General features: G+C 42.0%; 16 protein-coding genes and 1 tRNA gene. 4 read left to right on the top strand and 13 right to left on the bottom strand.

Annotated elements, in window-relative coordinates:
• Positions 1 to 84: 84 nt before the first annotated feature.
• The 13 genes from ACIY19_RS06300 to ACIY19_RS06240 form a co-directional block, all read right to left on the bottom strand.
• Positions 85 to 966, bottom strand: coding sequence for a class II fructose-bisphosphate aldolase (locus tag ACIY19_RS06300; protein WP_001018995.1), 882 nt, complete (start codon positions 964 to 966; stop codon positions 85 to 87).
• Between the two features lie 139 nt (positions 967 to 1,105).
• The gene (gene vncS, locus ACIY19_RS06295) at positions 1,106 to 2,434 is read right to left on the bottom strand and encodes a sensor histidine kinase VncS (protein ID WP_409002976.1); all 1,329 of its coding nucleotides are present in this window, start codon (positions 2,432 to 2,434) and stop codon (positions 1,106 to 1,108) included.
• Positions 2,431 to 3,087, bottom strand: a complete 657-nt coding sequence (gene vncR / locus ACIY19_RS06290; protein WP_409002975.1) for a response regulator transcription factor VncR — start codon at positions 3,085 to 3,087, stop codon at positions 2,431 to 2,433. Before vncR ends, vncS begins: the two co-directional genes overlap by 4 nt.
• Before the next feature lie 48 nt (positions 3,088 to 3,135).
• Positions 3,136 to 3,219, bottom strand: coding sequence for a putative autolysis signal peptide Pep27 (pep27, locus tag ACIY19_RS06285; protein WP_198523890.1), 84 nt, complete (start codon positions 3,217 to 3,219; stop codon positions 3,136 to 3,138).
• A gap of 179 nt (positions 3,220 to 3,398) precedes the next feature.
• A complete protein-coding gene (gene vex3, locus ACIY19_RS06280; protein WP_000902984.1) occupies positions 3,399 to 4,778 on the bottom strand; it encodes an ABC transporter permease subunit Vex3 in 1,380 nt (459 codons plus the stop codon).
• Positions 4,779 to 4,828: 50 nt separating this feature from the next.
• Positions 4,829 to 5,476 carry an ABC transporter ATP-binding subunit Vex2 gene (vex2, locus tag ACIY19_RS06275; protein ID WP_084971582.1) on the bottom strand — a complete coding sequence of 216 codons (648 nt, stop codon included), beginning with the start codon at positions 5,474 to 5,476 and terminating at the stop codon, positions 4,829 to 4,831.
• Between the two features lie 12 nt (positions 5,477 to 5,488).
• Entirely contained in the window at positions 5,489 to 6,766 is a 1,278-nt protein-coding gene (locus ACIY19_RS06270) for an ABC transporter permease (RefSeq protein ID WP_409002974.1), read from the bottom strand.
• 172 nt (positions 6,767 to 6,938) lie between these two features.
• Positions 6,939 to 7,373 (bottom strand): hypothetical protein, encoded by a 435-nt coding sequence (locus ACIY19_RS06265; RefSeq protein ID WP_409002973.1) that lies wholly within the window; start codon positions 7,371 to 7,373, stop codon positions 6,939 to 6,941.
• A 149-nt stretch (positions 7,374 to 7,522) separates the two neighbouring features.
• A tRNA-Leu gene (locus tag ACIY19_RS06260) sits at positions 7,523 to 7,608 on the bottom strand.
• A gap of 80 nt (positions 7,609 to 7,688) precedes the next feature.
• The gene (locus tag ACIY19_RS06255) at positions 7,689 to 8,264 is read right to left on the bottom strand and encodes a cysteine hydrolase family protein (protein ID WP_409002972.1); all 576 of its coding nucleotides are present in this window, start codon (positions 8,262 to 8,264) and stop codon (positions 7,689 to 7,691) included.
• Entirely contained in the window at positions 8,264 to 9,052 is a 789-nt protein-coding gene (gene codY / locus ACIY19_RS06250; RefSeq protein WP_000940725.1) for a GTP-sensing pleiotropic transcriptional regulator CodY, read from the bottom strand. The genes ACIY19_RS06255 and codY overlap by 1 nt, the downstream gene beginning before the upstream one ends.
• 283 nt (positions 9,053 to 9,335) lie before the next feature.
• Positions 9,336 to 10,913: a DEAD/DEAH box helicase gene (locus ACIY19_RS06245; protein WP_049479576.1), complete on the bottom strand. Its 1,578-nt coding sequence runs from the start codon at positions 10,911 to 10,913 to the stop codon at positions 9,336 to 9,338.
• Positions 10,914 to 11,109: 196 nt separating this feature from the next.
• Positions 11,110 to 12,336: an OFA family MFS transporter gene (locus tag ACIY19_RS06240; protein ID WP_409002971.1), complete on the bottom strand. Its 1,227-nt coding sequence runs from the start codon at positions 12,334 to 12,336 to the stop codon at positions 11,110 to 11,112.
• Positions 12,337 to 12,528: 192 nt separating this feature from the next.
• Here ACIY19_RS06240 and ACIY19_RS06235 point away from each other — a divergent pair, with 192 nt between their 5' ends.
• From ACIY19_RS06235 to ACIY19_RS06220, 4 genes are all read left to right on the top strand, one after another.
• Positions 12,529 to 13,845 carry an FAD-containing oxidoreductase gene (locus ACIY19_RS06235; RefSeq protein WP_409002970.1) on the top strand — a complete coding sequence of 439 codons (1,317 nt, stop codon included), beginning with the start codon at positions 12,529 to 12,531 and terminating at the stop codon, positions 13,843 to 13,845.
• Positions 13,846 to 13,944: 99 nt separating this feature from the next.
• Positions 13,945 to 15,288, top strand: coding sequence for a lipid II isoglutaminyl synthase subunit MurT (murT, locus tag ACIY19_RS06230; RefSeq protein WP_206284402.1), 1,344 nt, complete (start codon positions 13,945 to 13,947; stop codon positions 15,286 to 15,288).
• Positions 15,288 to 16,070, top strand: coding sequence for a lipid II isoglutaminyl synthase subunit GatD (gene gatD, locus ACIY19_RS06225; RefSeq protein ID WP_125389078.1), 783 nt, complete (start codon positions 15,288 to 15,290; stop codon positions 16,068 to 16,070). The genes murT and gatD overlap by 1 nt, the downstream gene beginning before the upstream one ends.
• A 127-nt stretch (positions 16,071 to 16,197) precedes the next feature.
• Positions 16,198 to 17,280, top strand: a complete 1,083-nt coding sequence (locus ACIY19_RS06220) for a M24 family metallopeptidase (protein ID WP_409002969.1) — start codon at positions 16,198 to 16,200, stop codon at positions 17,278 to 17,280.
• Positions 17,281 to 17,292: the final 12 nt, after the last annotated feature.

Here is a 17,292-nt window from a genome sequence, read left to right as displayed (position 1 = left end):
TTCTATCAAATTAAGATTTTTTAATGTTATCCACACCAAAAAACCCACCCAATGGGCAGGTTCTTTCTGTAATGTTCAGCTAGATTACGCTTTACCTTCTGAACCGAATACGTCGATACGTTCTTCAACTGATGCTTGGATAGCTTTTACACCGTCAGCCAAGAATTTACGTGGGTCGAAGAGTTTTTTCTTGTCGTATTCTGCTTCGTTTGCTTCGTAGTCACGAGCAAATTTACGAGTTGCGTTAGCGAATGCGATTTGGCATTCAGTGTTAACGTTAACTTTCGCAACACCAAGTTTGATAGCTGCTTGGATTTGGTCATCAGGAATACCTGAACCACCGTGCAATACGATTGGGAAGCCTGGAAGAGCTTCTGTCAATTTCTTCAAGTGGTCAAGGTCAAGACCTTCCCAGTTTGCTGGGTAAGGACCGTGGATGTTACCGATACCAGCTGCCAAGAAGTCAATACCAGTTGCAACCATTGCTTTAGCGTCTTCGATTGGAGCCAATTCACCTTTACCGATGATACCGTCTTCTTCACCACCGATTGTACCAACTTCAGCTTCTACTGAGATACCTTTAGCGTGTGCTTTTTCAACAACGTCTTTAGCCAATTTAAGGTTTTCTTCAACTGGAAGGTGTGAACCGTCAAACATGATTGAAGTGTAACCAACTTCGATACACTCAAGTGCATCTTCGTAGTGACCGTGGTCAAGGTGGATAGCTACTGGTACAGTGATACCCATTGACTCAACAAGGTTAGCGATCAAGTTGCGAGCAACTTTGTAACCACCCATGTATTTCGCAGCACCCATTGAAGTTTGGATCAAAACTGGAGCTTTTTTAGCTTCTGCTGCGCGCAAGATAGCTTGAGTCCACTCAAGGTTGTTTGTGTTAAATCCACCAACTGCATAACCGTTGTCACGAGCTGCTTGGACAAATTTTTCTGCTGAAACGATTGCCATTTGTCAGGCCTCCTATATATTTTTTGGGACATCCCATTTACATTGTTCATTTTATCACTTTTTGATAAAAAAAGCTAGTTTTTCCCATACTTTAGATTGAATTTCTTACAATCCAATCAATGTAACCCCTTTCTTCTCCTTAGTCCTGAGTGACTTTGGGATAACGTATGAAGAAGGTCAATCGAGCATCCTGGATCTCAAAATGATAAGGTAATTTCTCGTGTTCTAACATACTTTTGACCACAAAGATCCCCATCCCCGAACCCTTGGCCTTGCGACTAGCATTGTCAGAAAAAGACTGTGCCAGCTTTTCTTGTTCTTCAGGACTACAGCTATTCTCGATATAGAGCTCCCCTTCTCTCTCGCCGATACGGACCAAGCCACCTGGAGTGGAGTGCTTGATAGCATTACTGATGAGATTCGATAGGATTAGTTTCATTACAGATGGGTTTATGTAAGCCTGCTGATGGGTTAGGCTAATGTCCACCTGAAGTTCTCTCTCCTTGGCGAGCAAAGCATAATCCTTGACCAGACTTTGCGTCATCTGAAAGAGATCAACCTCTTCTTTCTCGTCTCGCAATTCCTGAACAGAAGAAAGAGACAATATCTGGAGAACGTGGTGACTGAGGTCATCCACAATCCCCAAGGCAACTCCAAGATAGTGGTCTCTATCCTTATAACGACCGACATTTTCTTTCATATTTTCGATTAGGATTTTCAAGCTAGCTAGTGGAGTTTTCAATTCATGAGAAGCCCCTCGTAGGAACTCAACCTTCATCTTCTCCAGCTGGAGAATAGCTTCATTCTTGTCATGCAAGTCCGCAATGACAGTCAAGAGATGCTGGTAAAGGCTATTGATTTGTTCCTTGAGATCACCTATCTCATCCTTAGAATCCACGCGCAATCGCACTTGGGCATCCAAATCCATCATCCGACGGGTCACCCGCTTGATTTCCAAAATCGGGGCAACAATGGTCCGAGCATAGATGTATGCTACCAAAAGGGAAATCAGAAAGGATGCCAACAAAGTATAGGGAAGAAATTGGAGACTGATCTGCTCTGCTTCCTTTTGCAAATCCATGGACGCTAAAAACTGGAGAGTCATGGTGCTACCATCTTGCGTTTTCACCTCACGCTCCTCGATAAAGAGAGAAGTGGTCTGGCGATCCGTGTCCAGAGGAAGGTTGTCCTTGATTTCTAACTTGTCTTCGGTCATTTCTCCCTTGACAGCTCCTTTGATATCACTGCTCTGGGAATACAAATCCAACACTTGCTCGATACTTTGCCTATCCTTTCCTTCTAGGGACTGGGCAATAGCTGTCGCTTTCTGGCCAATGGTTTCCTGACGATGGCTCAGATAAGTCGAAGGAAAGAGAAAATAAATGGCTAAATGAAGACAAATAACCAGAACACTAAAAATCGAGAAGGTATAGATAAAAATCTTTGTAAATAAACCTGTTCGTTTCATTTTCGCTCCAATTTATAACCAACATTGCGCACAGTGAGGATGCAATCCAAGTCTAGCTTTTTCCGCAGTTCTTTGATATAGACATCAATGACACGGTCAAAGGGAACCTCATCTGTCGCCTTCCAGACCGCATCAATTATCTGAGAACGAGTCAAGGCCCGGCCTTCATTTTTCGCCAGATAGTCCAGAATTTCCAACTCTTTGGCATTAATGGCCACTTCTTGACCTGCGAGGCTTGCACTGTAACTCTCAAAGTCCACCTTGGTATCCTTATAAGAGAAGACTCGTCCTGTATCGTAGTAGCGCTTGAAAATCGCGTCCACCCTTACTTTTAAAAGGGAGAGAGAAAAGGGCTTTTCCAGATAACCGTCTGCTAGAGAAGCGAAGGCGCTCATCTTGTATTCCTCATCCTGAAAGGCGGTCAGCATCAAGACAGGAACCTGGCTGCTTTTACGAATCTCCGCTAGGACTTCTAGGCCATTAAGCTTGGGCATCTGGATATCCAGTAGTACAAGAGCAACTTCATAGCTGGAAAATTTTTCCAGAGCTTCCTGTCCATCTGCTGCCTCAATGGTTTCATAACCACAATCCGTCAAATAGTCACTGATCCCCTCACGGATCATCTCTTCATCTTCTACAATTAAAATTTTCATACTTTAACTGCTCTCTATTTTTTATTTTTCTTAGAATAAATACCTACTCTATTTTCTATTATAGTCTCTTGCTGGCCTTTTGTCTGTAAGTAACTGATCACTAGATAAAACGTTGTGAAATTCCTTTCTCATAAATTCCATAGCTTTAGTATATTATATTTAAGCAATAAAGTACAAAGAAAACAACTGAAAGCAATGATTTTCACCACTGCTTTCGGATTTATTTTGAATTGTTAAATAGCCATTCCTATCCACTATTCTTGAATAGAAACACAAGATGCAATCTTTATTCCAGACTCATTTTTTCAAATTTATTCACCATCCAGCAAGAGCTCTTTTGGCTGTTTTCTAAGGAGATTGCTTGAAGCAAGCGCCATAACGAGAACCACTAGAACCAAGGCAAGGACAAAAATGATGATAAAGTCTGATGTCTGAATGGAAATGTCTAGGCTCGACAAGGTCTTGCTAAAGCCATCTACTTCTGCACCACCACCAAGGTTAGAGGCTTGAGCCGCCTTACTAGCCTGTTTGGCAACACCTGAAGTCACATTGGCAAGGACAGTGTTTCCAATTGCACGGGCAGTGTAATTAGCTAGGAAGTAAGCAGAAACTAGAGCAGGGATAGCAATCAAGATAGATTCGGTGATGAATTGACCCAAGATACTTGCCTGCTTGAGGCCGATAGAGAGGAGAATTCCCACTTCCTTGCGACGGGCGTTGATCCAAAGGCTGAGCAAGAGGGCAAGGAGGAGAACTGAGAAGCTCAAGCTACCCCAGAAGAGGAGGTTGGCCATCTTGTACATACCAGATATAGATTGCTCAAGAGCTGGGTAGTTAGAGGAGCTCTTGACGAGTGTGTAGCTCTTCCAGTTGATACCACTGATGCCATTCAACTCTTTCATAACATCATCCAAGTTCTTGTCTGCTGTTACAAAGAAGGTTGCGTCCCCATAAATGGCTGTGTCTTCTGTGTATCCATAAAGTTTTGCAGCAGTGTGAATGTCTGTAATAGCTGTGTTTTCGTAAAGTTCTTGTGAGTAGGTTACTGCTGACTTATTATGACCATCAAAGAGTCCCTTGATTGTCACTTCAACTGTTTCCTTGGCTCCTTTTTCATTATCTGCATCGTAGATATTAGAGTCCAGTTTAACCTTGTCCCCTACTTTCCAGCCGTGTTTGGCTGCCAAGTCCTTGTGCAAGAGGATTTTATCCTTGTCGTCGTTGGTTAGGTGCTCACCTTCAACCAGCTTATATGAGCCAGAGACAAACTTATCTTCTTTTGAGGAGTCATTGACACCTGTAATCATCAAACTACTTCCAAACCGTTTGGCACGGTCTGCGGTGAGATTTTTCTTGGTTTCTGGCGTTTCAATCAGGTCATATCCAGTCAAATCTCCAATGGCGTTGATACGTTTCACATAAGACTCGATGGCCTTGTTTTCAGTGATTTTTTTGATGTCCTCACCCTTGATATTCCCAGCACCACGAGGCGTTCCTTGATTGACGCGACGATTGATTTGCATGGAGAAGCTATTGGTGATATTTTTAAAGGTCTCCTGAGAAGCCTTGGCAGTAGCTCCCTTGATTGACAAGCCGACCAAACTCAAGCTCGCCATGAGGAGAATAATCAGGAAGATGACAATCGATTTGAAAAACTTCCTTGTAACATAGGCAAATGCGTTGTGTAACATAGATTCCCTTTCTAGATTTGATTTCATAATTCTATCAAAACAAGCTCAAATTATTTACTAGTATTGCGCGTTTCAGTCAGTTTCTTATCCTTTAATTCAAGTGTAATATCTGACGCTTGTGCCACTTCTTTACTGTGAGTTACGACGATGACACATTTACCTGTTTTCTCGGCAAGTGATTTGAGCAGTTCGATAATATCTCCAGCAGTTTTAGGGTCCAGATTTCCTGTTGGCTCATCAGCTAGAATGACTGGAGCTTCTGAAACCAAACTGCGAGCAATAGCAACACGTTGCTGTTGACCACCTGATAACTGGAGAACGTTCCGCTTGATCTGACTTTCATCCAAACCAAGTTCAAGAAGAGTATCCTTACTGGCCTTTTTGTTAACCAAGCGGATATTTTCCAGCGGAGAAAGATAATCTATCAAGTTATAATTTTGAAAGACCAGGGAAATATGGTGCATGCGATGGTAGGAATAACCCTTATTCCGAATGTCCTCTCCTTGGAAAAGGATAGAACCTTCAACAGGACTATCTAGACCGGCCAGTAGAGACAAGAGAGTGGATTTTCCTGCTCCTGACTCACCAATGATACTATAAAACTTTCCGGGTTCAAAATTATACTTGATCTGATATAAAACTGCTTCAGCAGTGTTCTTATAACGGTAGGTAACATCTTGCAATTGTAATAAAGTCATGATTTCTCCTTCTTAACTAATAGATGATAAAATTTCCTTAGGTGATTTTCTAAATAAGAATAGGAAACAAAGGGCTACAGACAAGCAACCAATCAGGAGCAGAAAGACATAGGATTCTGCAAAGGATAGGAGACTGGTTGATAGACTGCTTGCTTTAGCTAGCGTATCTTGTAAGGTTGCCTGATCTCCACTTGCTAGTACAGTTTGTAGCAGATAGGATGTAATGGCTTTCCCAGCAATAAAAGATGGAAGCAAAGCTCCAAGAGATACCAACACCACCTCTAAACAGAACTGTAGGAAGATTGAGCTCTTGCCTTTTCCAAGTGCCAGTAAAATCCCTACCTCGTAGACCCTTTCTCTCAACCAGAGAGACAAGACCAAAATTAAGGCTCCAGCTCCAGCTATCAACATCCCATAAAGGAAGATAGTTAGGAAGGTTTGGAAGGTTGCCACTGAGTCTTTGATTTGTTCAAAGGCCTTATTTTCCTTTTCGACTTGGTAGCCTTGATTTTCCAAGGTCAAGTTCTCCACCTGCTTCATGAGTCCATCCATTTCCTTAGGATTTTCTACATAGAAGCGCGCTGCACTAACTTGAGGTTCACTATTTCCCAAAAGGGTTTGGCTACTTTCATAGTCTGTAAAGACTTGGTTTTCACTGAAGTCAGAAGACAAGCCTGTAAATTTCTCTTGTTTTTTACCAGAAAAGATGCCGACAATTTCAAACTCAACTGTCTGTCCTTTTCCAGATTCTGACTGTCCAGCATCCAAGCGAATCTTGTCATGAAGCGAAAGACCGTTCTTTTTAGCCAGCTCTTCGTGGATCAGGATTTTCTTGGAATCCCCTTTTTGAAGGTGTCGCCCTTCTTTTAGATTGAAAGCTGAGCTGGTGAAGGTAACATCCTTGGATGAATCCTCAAGAGCCGTTAAGCTAACCAAATTCTTGTCCGCAGCTGACAAGTCATCACGTTCGACGCTCTGCTCACCACTCACTGCTTCCTTGTCTTTTAGTTTTGCGACCGTCTCGAGTTCAGGAGAGACATTTTCCAGTCCCTTAATCTTGCTAACTGATGCTAGATCCGATAACTTGAAGGTCTGACCATTCTCTATCTTCTTAATAGAAAAAGAGGTATTAAGAGATTTGTAAAGATTGCTTTCTACTGTTTTGTTGGACTTCATCAGCGTCAAACAGGCTGAAATTCCTGCTAAAAGAACAAATAAAATCAGAAATAAAATAAAACTTCTCAGTCGTTTTCTGCTGACATAAGCCCAAGCTCTTTGGATTGGATTCATTTGTCACCTCCATATTTGTAAGACCATTATAAAACCCAAATATGAAATGTTTATGAAATCGAAAAAAATTTTGATTTATTTTTTATAAAAAATAAAAAAGCTAGCATCCGCTAACTTTTTAAACAAATAATTTACTAATCAAAAATCCACTCCATTCTATATATGATGGGCATCATCTTTCAGCTAAGTATTTTTCAATTTCTTCGACTTTTAATTTCCTGACTTGTGTTTGAGGAAATTCTTGATAAGGCGAGATAGAAAAGCTTGGTTGCAAATTGTCGCATCTTTTATCTGGATTCTTCTTGAGATAGTCTTTTAAAGCTTCCCTGTTGGCAAAAATCTTATATGAAACCCTTCCTTTATTTGACTTGATTTGGTAAATGCCACAGCTTGTCTTCATACTATAATCTGCCGCCCGTAAATAATAGCTAGCAATTTCTAGCGATTTGAACGGAAAATTCCAACGATGTAAACCGTTTTTCGTATGCTCTATACAGATACAACGACCACAATGGCTACAAATATATTGCCTATGCTCTCTTAAACATTCCTGAGGATTCAGTAAGGGAGTCACACGATTTTTCTCACTATAACATTCGACACACATGATTTGACATTCCTTTCTCTCACCCTTAGTATAGCAAGCTTTCTCATAAAAAGACAGTTCTTGATACCAATCTCTTCCGATAGTCGAACTGCAGCTCTAGCCCTCCTTGAAAAAACAAAAAGAGCTAGCTAAAGCTAACTCTTACCCTATGCGGAGAGAGGGACTTGAACCCTCACGACCTAAAGCGGTCACAGGATCCTTAGTCCTGCGCGTCTGCCAATTCCGCCATCCCCGCGTCGATTACTTTACTAGTATATCAACTTTCAAAATCTTTGTCAACACTTTTTTCAGATTTTTTTCATTTTTCCAAGGGAATCATTCTTTAATTTCAGACAGATTTTCATCCAGTAATTTTGCTCCCAATGTGTTCTTAAAATGCCCAAGAGCAAACTGATGATTTTCTGGCCAGATAGAGGCAACCGCAGGTTTGACAACTTCAATGTTATAACCTAAATTGTAGGCATCAATAGCCGTATGAAGGACACAAATATCGGTCAGAACCCCCGTCAAGATAACTGTAGTAACCCGACGTTCTCTCAGGCGAATATCGAGGTCCGTTCCTGAAAATGCTGAATAGTGACGCTTGTCCATCCAAAAGACGCGACTATCGTCCTTATTTTCCGCATAGAAATCAGCTAGGGGGCCATAGAGGTTACGGCCACTAGTCCCAATGATGTTGTGCGGTGGAAAGAGCTTGCTTTCCGGGTGGAAGGTATCCTTCTCCTCATGAGCATCAATGGTGAAAAAGACATAGTCTCCACGATCAAAAGCTAATCTGGTTGCCTGATCAATGGCTTTTGATATTGCTTGAGCGGGTGCTCCAGCAGTTAGCTTTCCATGATCTGCTACGAAATCCTCTGTATAGTCGATCGAGATTAAAGCTTTTGCCATTAGTAGTCCCTCTTTTTCACTTCCTCAAAAATATCACCAATTAGAACTTTGAGATAAGTCCCCTTCATTCCTAATGAGCGACTCTCAATAATTCCCGCTGACTCCAGTTTACGAAGCGCATTGACAATCACTGAACGTGTAATGCCAATACGGTCTGCAATAACAGACGCAGTCAGCTGTCCTTCATTTCCATCCAGCTCAGCTAAAATAGCTGAAACGGCACGAAGTTCTGAATAGGAAAGGGTATTGACCGCCATGGTAACAGCCGTACGACGGCGAATATTTTTCTCATCTTCTTCACGTTGGAAGTTCAAGAGTTGAATCCCTACCACCGTGCTCGCAATCTCAACAAGAATCAAATCCTCATCTTCAAATTTCTTATCATTGCGCCAAATAATCAAGGAACCTAGGCGAATCCCTGATACATGAATCGGAGCAATGGTCGTCAAACCATCTGGAAAGTCCGCACGGCTCTCTACAGGGAAAATAGTCAAATCATGTTCAACAGGAAGATTTGCTTCCGTGTCGTAAATCATGTTTGCCCCTTGTACATAGACCTCAGGGAAGGTTTTGGTTTGGAAGAACTGTTCTACACGGTCATTATTGGTCTTATAACGCATAAAGTAGCCCAAGAGACGTCCCTTGTTATTCACAATACAAGCGTTACAATCAATAATATCTGCTAACTGGCGTGTGATCGCATTGTAAGGAAGTTCATCTTGGAGTTGCTCCTCAGAGCGCTTTAGAATAGACGTGATTTTTCTTGTTTTTTCTAATAAATGTGCCATTTTTTACCTCGCATATAATCGCTTCCATTATAACATAGAAAAGTCTTTATTTCAATAATTATCTGAAAATTGCTTATTTAATTACAATTTTGAACAGCAAAAATATTTTAGAAAAAAAAGCGATTTTTTTATTGACATCCTATTTTATTTTTGATATCATAACATCATAAGAAGATGACATGATAAATCCCTTTCCGTTTCACCTATCCTTTACCATCACCATCTTCTTTTACTATCGGTCTCCTTATATATAAAAGCGATTCACACTGTGAATCGCTTTTTTCTATTTGTCTCCTTTGTTACGAATAACAAAGCCGGTTTTCTTTTCGCTTGAAGTGTTGCGAGGTTTTTTATTGTCTTTATTACGGTAACGTCTGTCTTTATCAAAACGATCGTTCCCACGACTGCCTTTCTTGAAATCATCACGGCGACCATTGCCACGGCGATCACGGTCTCGACGGTCGTCCCCACGACGGCCTCCACGACCTCCCTTACCTTTGCCACCGAATCCATTACCTGATGGTTTAAATGGCAGTGGTTTTTCACGCGCAATCTCCACTTCAGGCAGGCTGTCTGGATCTTGGACTGTCAGGCTCAAGATATACATAGCCAATTCTTCTGGACTAAATTCAGCAGCTAACTTACGAGCATCTTTAGCAAATTTTTCAAAGTTCCCACGAATAGTTTCATCCGCAAAATCACGTTCGATTTTCTTGAGAGCTACTTGTTTCTTAGCTTGGAAGGCTTCTTCTGCTGTCGCTGGTTTCAAGCCTTTCATGCGTTTCTTAGTCAAGTTTTCGATGATTTGAAGGTAGCCCATTTCATTTGGTGCTACGAAAGTAATAGATTGACCTGACTTACCAGCACGACCTGTACGGCCGATACGGTGAACATAACTTTCAGGATCTTGTGGAATATCGTAGTTGTAGACATGGGTCACACCTGAGATATCCAAACCACGTGCTGCCACGTCTGTCGCAACCAAAACATCAAGATTCCCATTTTTAAAATCACGAAGGACACGAAGACGTTTATTTTGGTCTAAGTCACCATGAATTCCTTCTGCACGGAAGCCACGAATTTTAAGTCCACGAGTCAATTCATCTACACGGCGTTTAGTACGACCAAATACAATAGCAAGTTCTGGTTGTTCCACATCCATAAGACGTGTCATGGTATCAAATTTCTCTTGTTCCTTGACACGGATATAGTACTGATCCACCAGCTCTGTTGTCAATTCCTTGGCAGCAATCTTCACATGCTCAGGGTCTTTCATAAACTGAACACCGATACGTTTGATAGCATCTGGCATGGTTGCTGAAAAGAGCAAGGTTTGACGATTTTCAGGGACACGGGAAATGATGGCTTCAATGTCTTCAAGGAAGCCCATGTTGAGCATTTCATCCGCTTCGTCAAGGATCAGGGTTTCAATGTCTTGTAATTTCAAGGCCTTGCGTTTAATCAAGTCCAAGAGACGGCCTGGTGTTCCTACCACGATGTGGGCACCAGATTTAAGGGCCTTGATTTGTTTTTCAATGCTGGAACCACCGTAAACTGAGCGAACTTTCACTCCTTTGCTACGGCCAAAGCGGAACAGTTCTTCTTGACTTTGGACAGCGAGTTCACGAGTTGGAGCGATGACCAAGGCTTGGATAGTCGCTTCTTCTGTACGGATTTTTTCAAGGGTTGGCAAGCCAAAGGCTGCAGTTTTTCCTGTACCAGTCTGAGCTTGACCGATAACGTCTTTTCCTTCGAGAGCCAAGGGAATGGTCTGTTCTTGGATGGGACTGGCTTCTACAAATCCAGCTTTTTCAATCTCTGCTAGCAATTCAGCAGACAAGTTAAATTCATTAAATTTCACGTTATTCTTCTTTCTAAAGGTGGTGCGAAGCCACCCTATAGGGCTTTAGTTTATACTTTTCTTTTCATGACGTATCTTCTACAAAAAAGAGATACCGTGTTGCTTCTTTTCCACGAAAGAAAAGTACTAGTTTCTTTGCAACCTATCTAGTATAACACAAGAGCCGGGCAAAAGATAGTAGAATCTTTAAGGAAAATCATGTAAGCGGTTTTTGGATTTCCTTTTTGATTGAACGACCTAGATAATAAGACAAAGCCAAGGCTATACTATATAAAATGAGAAAAACGAACAAGGTTTGTGTGTAAGAATGAGCTATTTTATAAGTCTCTGCTAATAAAATAGGCCCTGCTAAACCAGCCATTGCCCAAGCTGTTAAAATATACCCATGCAGAGCTGCCAATTCCTTGGTTCCAAAAATATCACTGAGATAAGCCGGAATCAATGAAAAACCAGCTCCATAGCAAGTCATCAAAATAGACATAGCGACTACAAATAAAATGGAATCTGTAAAGAGCCAAAGTGAGAGAGAAAAGAAAAGATTGACAAGCAGTAATATACTAAAGGTTAGAGGGCGACCGATATAGTCAGATAAACTCGCCCAGAGCAAACGACCAAACCCATTGAAAATCCCTAAAACGCCCACCATTACTGCTGCATGACTTGTGGACAAGCCAGCCATCTCCTGTGCCATTGGCGATGCCGCTGAAATTAAGCCTAAACCACAAGCTATGTTGATAAAGAAAATAATCCAAAGTATATAAAACCGATTGCTTTTCAGGGCCTGATTCGCAGCCATTCCTTGCGTCAAAGAGGCTGTTTTTTCTTTCCCTGAAACAGATAAAATTGCAAGCTCTTGCTCATATGGACGCTTAATGAATTGTGAAGCTAGGAGCATGATAATAAAGTAACTTGCACCTAAAATATAAAAAGTTTCTACAAGCCCTACCCCTGCGATGAGATGTTGCGCTATGGGACTAGTCAATAAAGAAGCAAAACCAAATCCCATAATCGCTAAACCTGTTGCGAGACCACGTTTATCAGGAAACCATTTTATAATCGTTGACACAGGGGTAATATAGCCTGCTCCCAAACCAAGCCCACCTAAAATACCATAAGCGAGATACAACAACCACAGCTCCTGACGGTCTATTGCAAATCCTGTTAAAATATTTCCACCTGCGTATAGAAAAGCAGATAGACTCCCCATGACTCTCGGACCAAATTTTTCTACCAAACGCCCCATAAATGCAGCCGATAATCCCAAACAAAAGATTGCTAGACTAAAGGCAAAGGCAACAGAAGCCTGATCCCATCCCGTTTTTTCAATAATAGGGTTGCGATAAACACTCCAAGCATAAGTCGAACCCAGCATTAAGTGTAAAATGACCCCAGCAAAGGCAATAATATAACGATTCGATTTCATAAAACCCCCTATTTTCGAACATTTATTCTATTTTATATAAAAATAGATAGGATTTTAGTTTATCAAGCTTGTCAAAAAATTACTAGTTTTTTGTCCAGAAAGCGTTTTTATCTTTTTCTGTCTTTTTCGTAGCAGAATTGTGCAAAAGTTTTTTTCTTGTGCTAGAATGAAAATCGAATAGGAGGACTATAAATGTTAACATATGATTTAATCGTTATTGGATTTGGTAAAGCTGGGAAGACACTAGCTGGTAAATTGGCTTCAGCTGGCAAAAAAGTTGCCCTGGTTGAGCGTAGCAAAGCTATGTACGGTGGAACTTGTATCAACATCGGTTGTATTCCAACTAAAACCTTATTAGTTGCTGCTGAGAAAGACTTGTCTTTTGAAGAAGTCATTGCTACCAAGAACACCATCACTAGTCGCCTCAACGGTAAAAACTATGCGACTGTTGCGGGTACAGGTGTAGATATCTTCGATGCGGAAGCTCACTTCCTTTCAAATAAAGTCATCGAAATCCAAGCAGGTGATGAAAAACAAGAACTGACTGCTGAAATTATCGTTATCAATACCGGTGCCGTTTCAAACGTCTTGCCAATCCCTGGACTTGCTACAAGTAAGAATGTCTTTGACTCGACAGGTATCCAAAACTTGGACAAATTGCCAGAAAAACTTGGTGTCCTTGGTGGCGGAAATATCGGTCTTGAATTTGCAGGTCTTTACAACAAACTTGGAAGCAAAGTTACAGTCCTAGATGCCTTGGATGCTTTCCTACCTCGTGCAGAGCCTTCCATTGCAGCTCTTGCTAAACAATACATGGAAGAAGACGGTATTGAATTGCTTCAAAACATCCGTACTACTGAAATCAAAAACGACGGTGACCAAGTCCTTGTCGTAACTGAAAACGAAACTTACCGTTTCGATGCCCTTCTCTACGCAACTGGACGTAAACCAAACGTAGAACCACTTCAACTTGAAAATACAGATATTGAACTAACTGAACGTGGTGCTATTAAAGTAGACAAACATTGTCAAACAAACGTTCCTGGTGTCTTCGCAGTTGGAGACGTCAACGGTGGACCTCAATTTACCTACATCTCACTTGATGACTTCCGTGTTGTCTATAGCTACCTTGCTGGAGATGGTAGCTACACTCTTGAAGACCGTCTCAATGTTCCAAACACCATGTTCATCACACCAGCTCTTTCTCAAGTTGGCTTGACTGAAAGCCAAGCAGCAGATTTGAAACTTCCATATGCAGTGAAGGAAATCCCTGTTGCTGCCATGCCTCGTGGTCACGTAAATGGAGATCTTCGCGGTGCCTTCAAAGCTGTTGTCAATACTGAAACAAAAGAAATTCTTGGTGCAAGCATCTTCTCAGAAGGCTCTCAAGAAATCATCAATATCATCACTGTTGCGATGGACAACAAAATCCCTTATACTTACTTCACAAAACAAATCTTCACTCACCCAACTTTGGCTGAGAACTTGAATGACTTGTTTGCGATTTAAGTTGAGACTGATTTGTTAGCCAACAGCCCTCTTTGGGCTGTTTTTGTTTCTGCGAAATCTCAAATCTGTCTTTTCCCTCTTTTATGATATAATAGAAACATGAAATTAAAAACTACTTTGGGCCTTCTTACTGGGCGTTCTTCCCACTTCGTTTTAAGCCGTCTTGGCCGCGGAAGTACGCTCCCAGGAAAACTCGCCCTTCAATTTGATAAAGATATTTTACAACATCTAGCTAAGAACTACGAGATTGTCGTGGTCACTGGAACTAACGGGAAAACCCTGACAACTGCTCTCACTGTCGGCATTTTAAAAGAGGTCTATGGTCAGGTTCTGACCAATCCTAGCGGTGCCAATATGATTACAGGGATTACAACAACCTTCTTGACTGCAAAATCTTCAAAAACGGGAAAAAATATTGCAGTGCTTGAAATTGATGAAGCTAGTCTCTCACGTATCTGTGACTACATCCAGCCTAGTCTTTTCGTCATCACCAATATCTTCCGCGATCAGATGGACCGCTACGGTGAGATTTATACGACCTACAACATGATTTTGGACGCTATTCGAAAAGTTCCTACTGCTACTGTCCTCCTTAACGGTGACAGTCCACTTTTCTACAAGCCAGCTATTCCAAATCCTGTAGAGTATTTTGGTTTTGACTTGGAAAAAGGACCAGCCCAACTGGCTCACTACAATACCGAAGGAATCCTCTGCCCTGACTGTCAAGGCATCCTCAAATATGAGCACAATACCTATGCCAACTTGGGTGCCTATATCTGCGAAAATTGTGGCTGCAAACGACCTGACTTGGACTACCGTCTGACAGACTTGGTTGAATTGACCAACAATCGCTCCCGCTTTGTCATTGACGGCCAAGAATACGGCATCCAAATCGGTGGACTTTACAACATCTACAATGCCCTTGCTGCGGTTGCTATTGCCCGTTTCCTCGGTGCAGATTCGCAACGGATCAAGCAAGGATTTGACAAGAGTCGCGCTGTCTTTGGACGTCAGGAGACCTTCCATATCGGTGATAAGGAATGCACCCTTGTCTTGATTAAAAATCCAGTCGGTGCAACTCAGGCTATCGAGATGATCAAACTAGCGCCTTATCCATTTAGCCTATCTGTCCTTCTCAACGCCAACTATGCTGATGGGATTGACACTAGCTGGATCTGGGATGCTGACTTTGAACAAATTGCTGACATGGACATTCCTGAAATCAACGCTGGTGGTGTTCGTCATTCTGAAATCGCGCGTCGTCTACGAGTGACAGGCTATCCAGCTGAGAAAATCACTGAAACAAGCAATCTGGAACAAGTTCTCAAGACCATTGAGAACCAAGATTGTAAGCATGCCTATATCCTGGCTACCTATACTGCTATGCTAGAATTCCGTGAACTGCTGGCTAGTCGTCAGATTGTTAGAAAGGAGATGAACTAATGGTTTATACTTCACTTTCCTCAAAAGCTGGCAACTACGCTTATCAGCTCAACATCGCCCACCTCTATGGAAACCTCATGAATACCTACGGGGACAACGGCAACATCCTCATGCTCAAGTATGTGGCTGAAAAACTGGGGGCTCATGTGACAGTTGACATCGTTTCTCTCCATGATGACTTTGATGAAAACCACTACGACATCGCCTTTTTCGGTGGCGGTCAAGATTTTGAACAAAGCATCATTGCTGGCGATCTTCCTGCTAAAAAAGAGAGCATTGACAACTACATCCAAAACAATGGTGTTGTTCTAGCCATCTGCGGTGGTTTCCAACTTTTGGGCCAATATTATGTTGAAGCCTCAGGCAAACGCATCGAAGGACTAGGTGTCATGGGCCACTACACCCTCAACCAGACCAATAACCGCTTTATCGGTGACATCAAGATTCACAATGAAGATTTCAATGAAACCTACTATGGCTTTGAAAATCACCAGGGACGTACCTTCCTTTCTGATGACCAAAAACCACTGGGTCAGGTTGTCTATGGAAATGGAAATAACGAAGAAAAGATCGGCGAAGGGGTTCATTATAAGAATGTCTTTGGTTCCTACTTCCACGGACCTATCCTCTCTCGTAATGCCAATCTAGCTTATCGTCTAGTCACTACTGCTCTCAAGAAGAAATACGGTCAGGACATCCAACTCCCTGCCTATGAGGACATCCTCAGCCAAGAAATCGCTGAAGAATACAGTGACGTGAAAAGCAAGGCTGACTTTTCTTAAACTAAGGAAAATTAGATAAAAGAACTCCACTATCTTGTCGGAGTTCTTTTTGCCTGTTCTTTTACCCTTCTCCCTTGCATTTTCTCTCTTTTTTTGCCAAAATAGAGGGGTAGAAAGAAGGTAGCATATGTCTAAATTACAACAAATCCTAACATATCTTGAATCAGAAAAACTAGACGTCGCTGTCGTATCTGACCCCGTCACTATTAATTACCTCACTGGCTTTTACAGTGATCCCCATGAACGCCAAATGTTCCTCTTTGTTCTAGCAGATCAGGAACCTCTCCTCTTTGTCCCAGCCCTTGAGATTGAGCGTGCAAGCAGCACTGTCTCTTTCCCAGTTGTAGGCTATGTGGATTCTGAAAACCCATGGCAAAAAATCAAAAATGCTTTGCCTCAGCACGACTTCAAACGTGTCGCTGTTGAGTTTGACAACCTCATCTTGACCAAATACCATGGTTTGAAAACAGTCTTTGAGACTGCTGAGTTTGAAAACCTCACTCCTCGCATCCAACGCATGCGCCTCATCAAATCAGCTGACGAAGTGCAAAAAATGATGGTTGCAGGGCTCTATGCTGATAAGGCTGTAAAAGTTGGTTTTGACAATATTTCTCTTGATAAGACAGAGACAGATATCATCGCCCAAATCGACTTTGCCATGAAACGTGAAGGCTATGAAATGAGCTTTGATACCATGGTCTTGACTGGCGATAACGCTGCAAATCCGCACGGAATTCCTGGAGCAAACAAGGTCGAAAATAACGCCCTTCTCCTCTTTGACCTTGGTGTTATGGTCAATGGCTACGCTTCAGACATGACTCGTACAGTAGCTGTCGGCAAACCAGACCAGTTCAAAAAAGATATTTACAACTTGACTCTAGAAGCCCAACAAGCTGCCCTTGATTTTATCAAGCCAGGTGTAACAGCTCATGAAGTGGACCGCGCCGCCCGTGAAGTCATCGAAAAAGCTGGTTACGGTGAGTACTTCAACCACCGTCTCGGTCACGGTATCGGTATGGATGTCCACGAATTCCCTTCTATCATGGAGGGAAACGACATGGTCATCGAAGAAGGCATGTGTTTCTCTGTTGAACCTGGTATCTATATCCCTGGTAAAGTCGGTGTTCGTATCGAAGACTGCGGTGTTGTTACCAAGGATGGCTTTGACCTCTTTACAAGCACCAGCAAAGGCTTGCTTTATTTTGATTAAACCTAGACAAGC

The organism is Streptococcus sp. ST14, from assembly GCF_046098195.1.
Classification (GTDB): Bacteria; Bacillota; Bacilli; order Lactobacillales; family Streptococcaceae; genus Streptococcus.
Note: the sequence above shows the minus strand (reverse complement) of the source record. Positions and strands in the feature narration are given on the sequence as shown.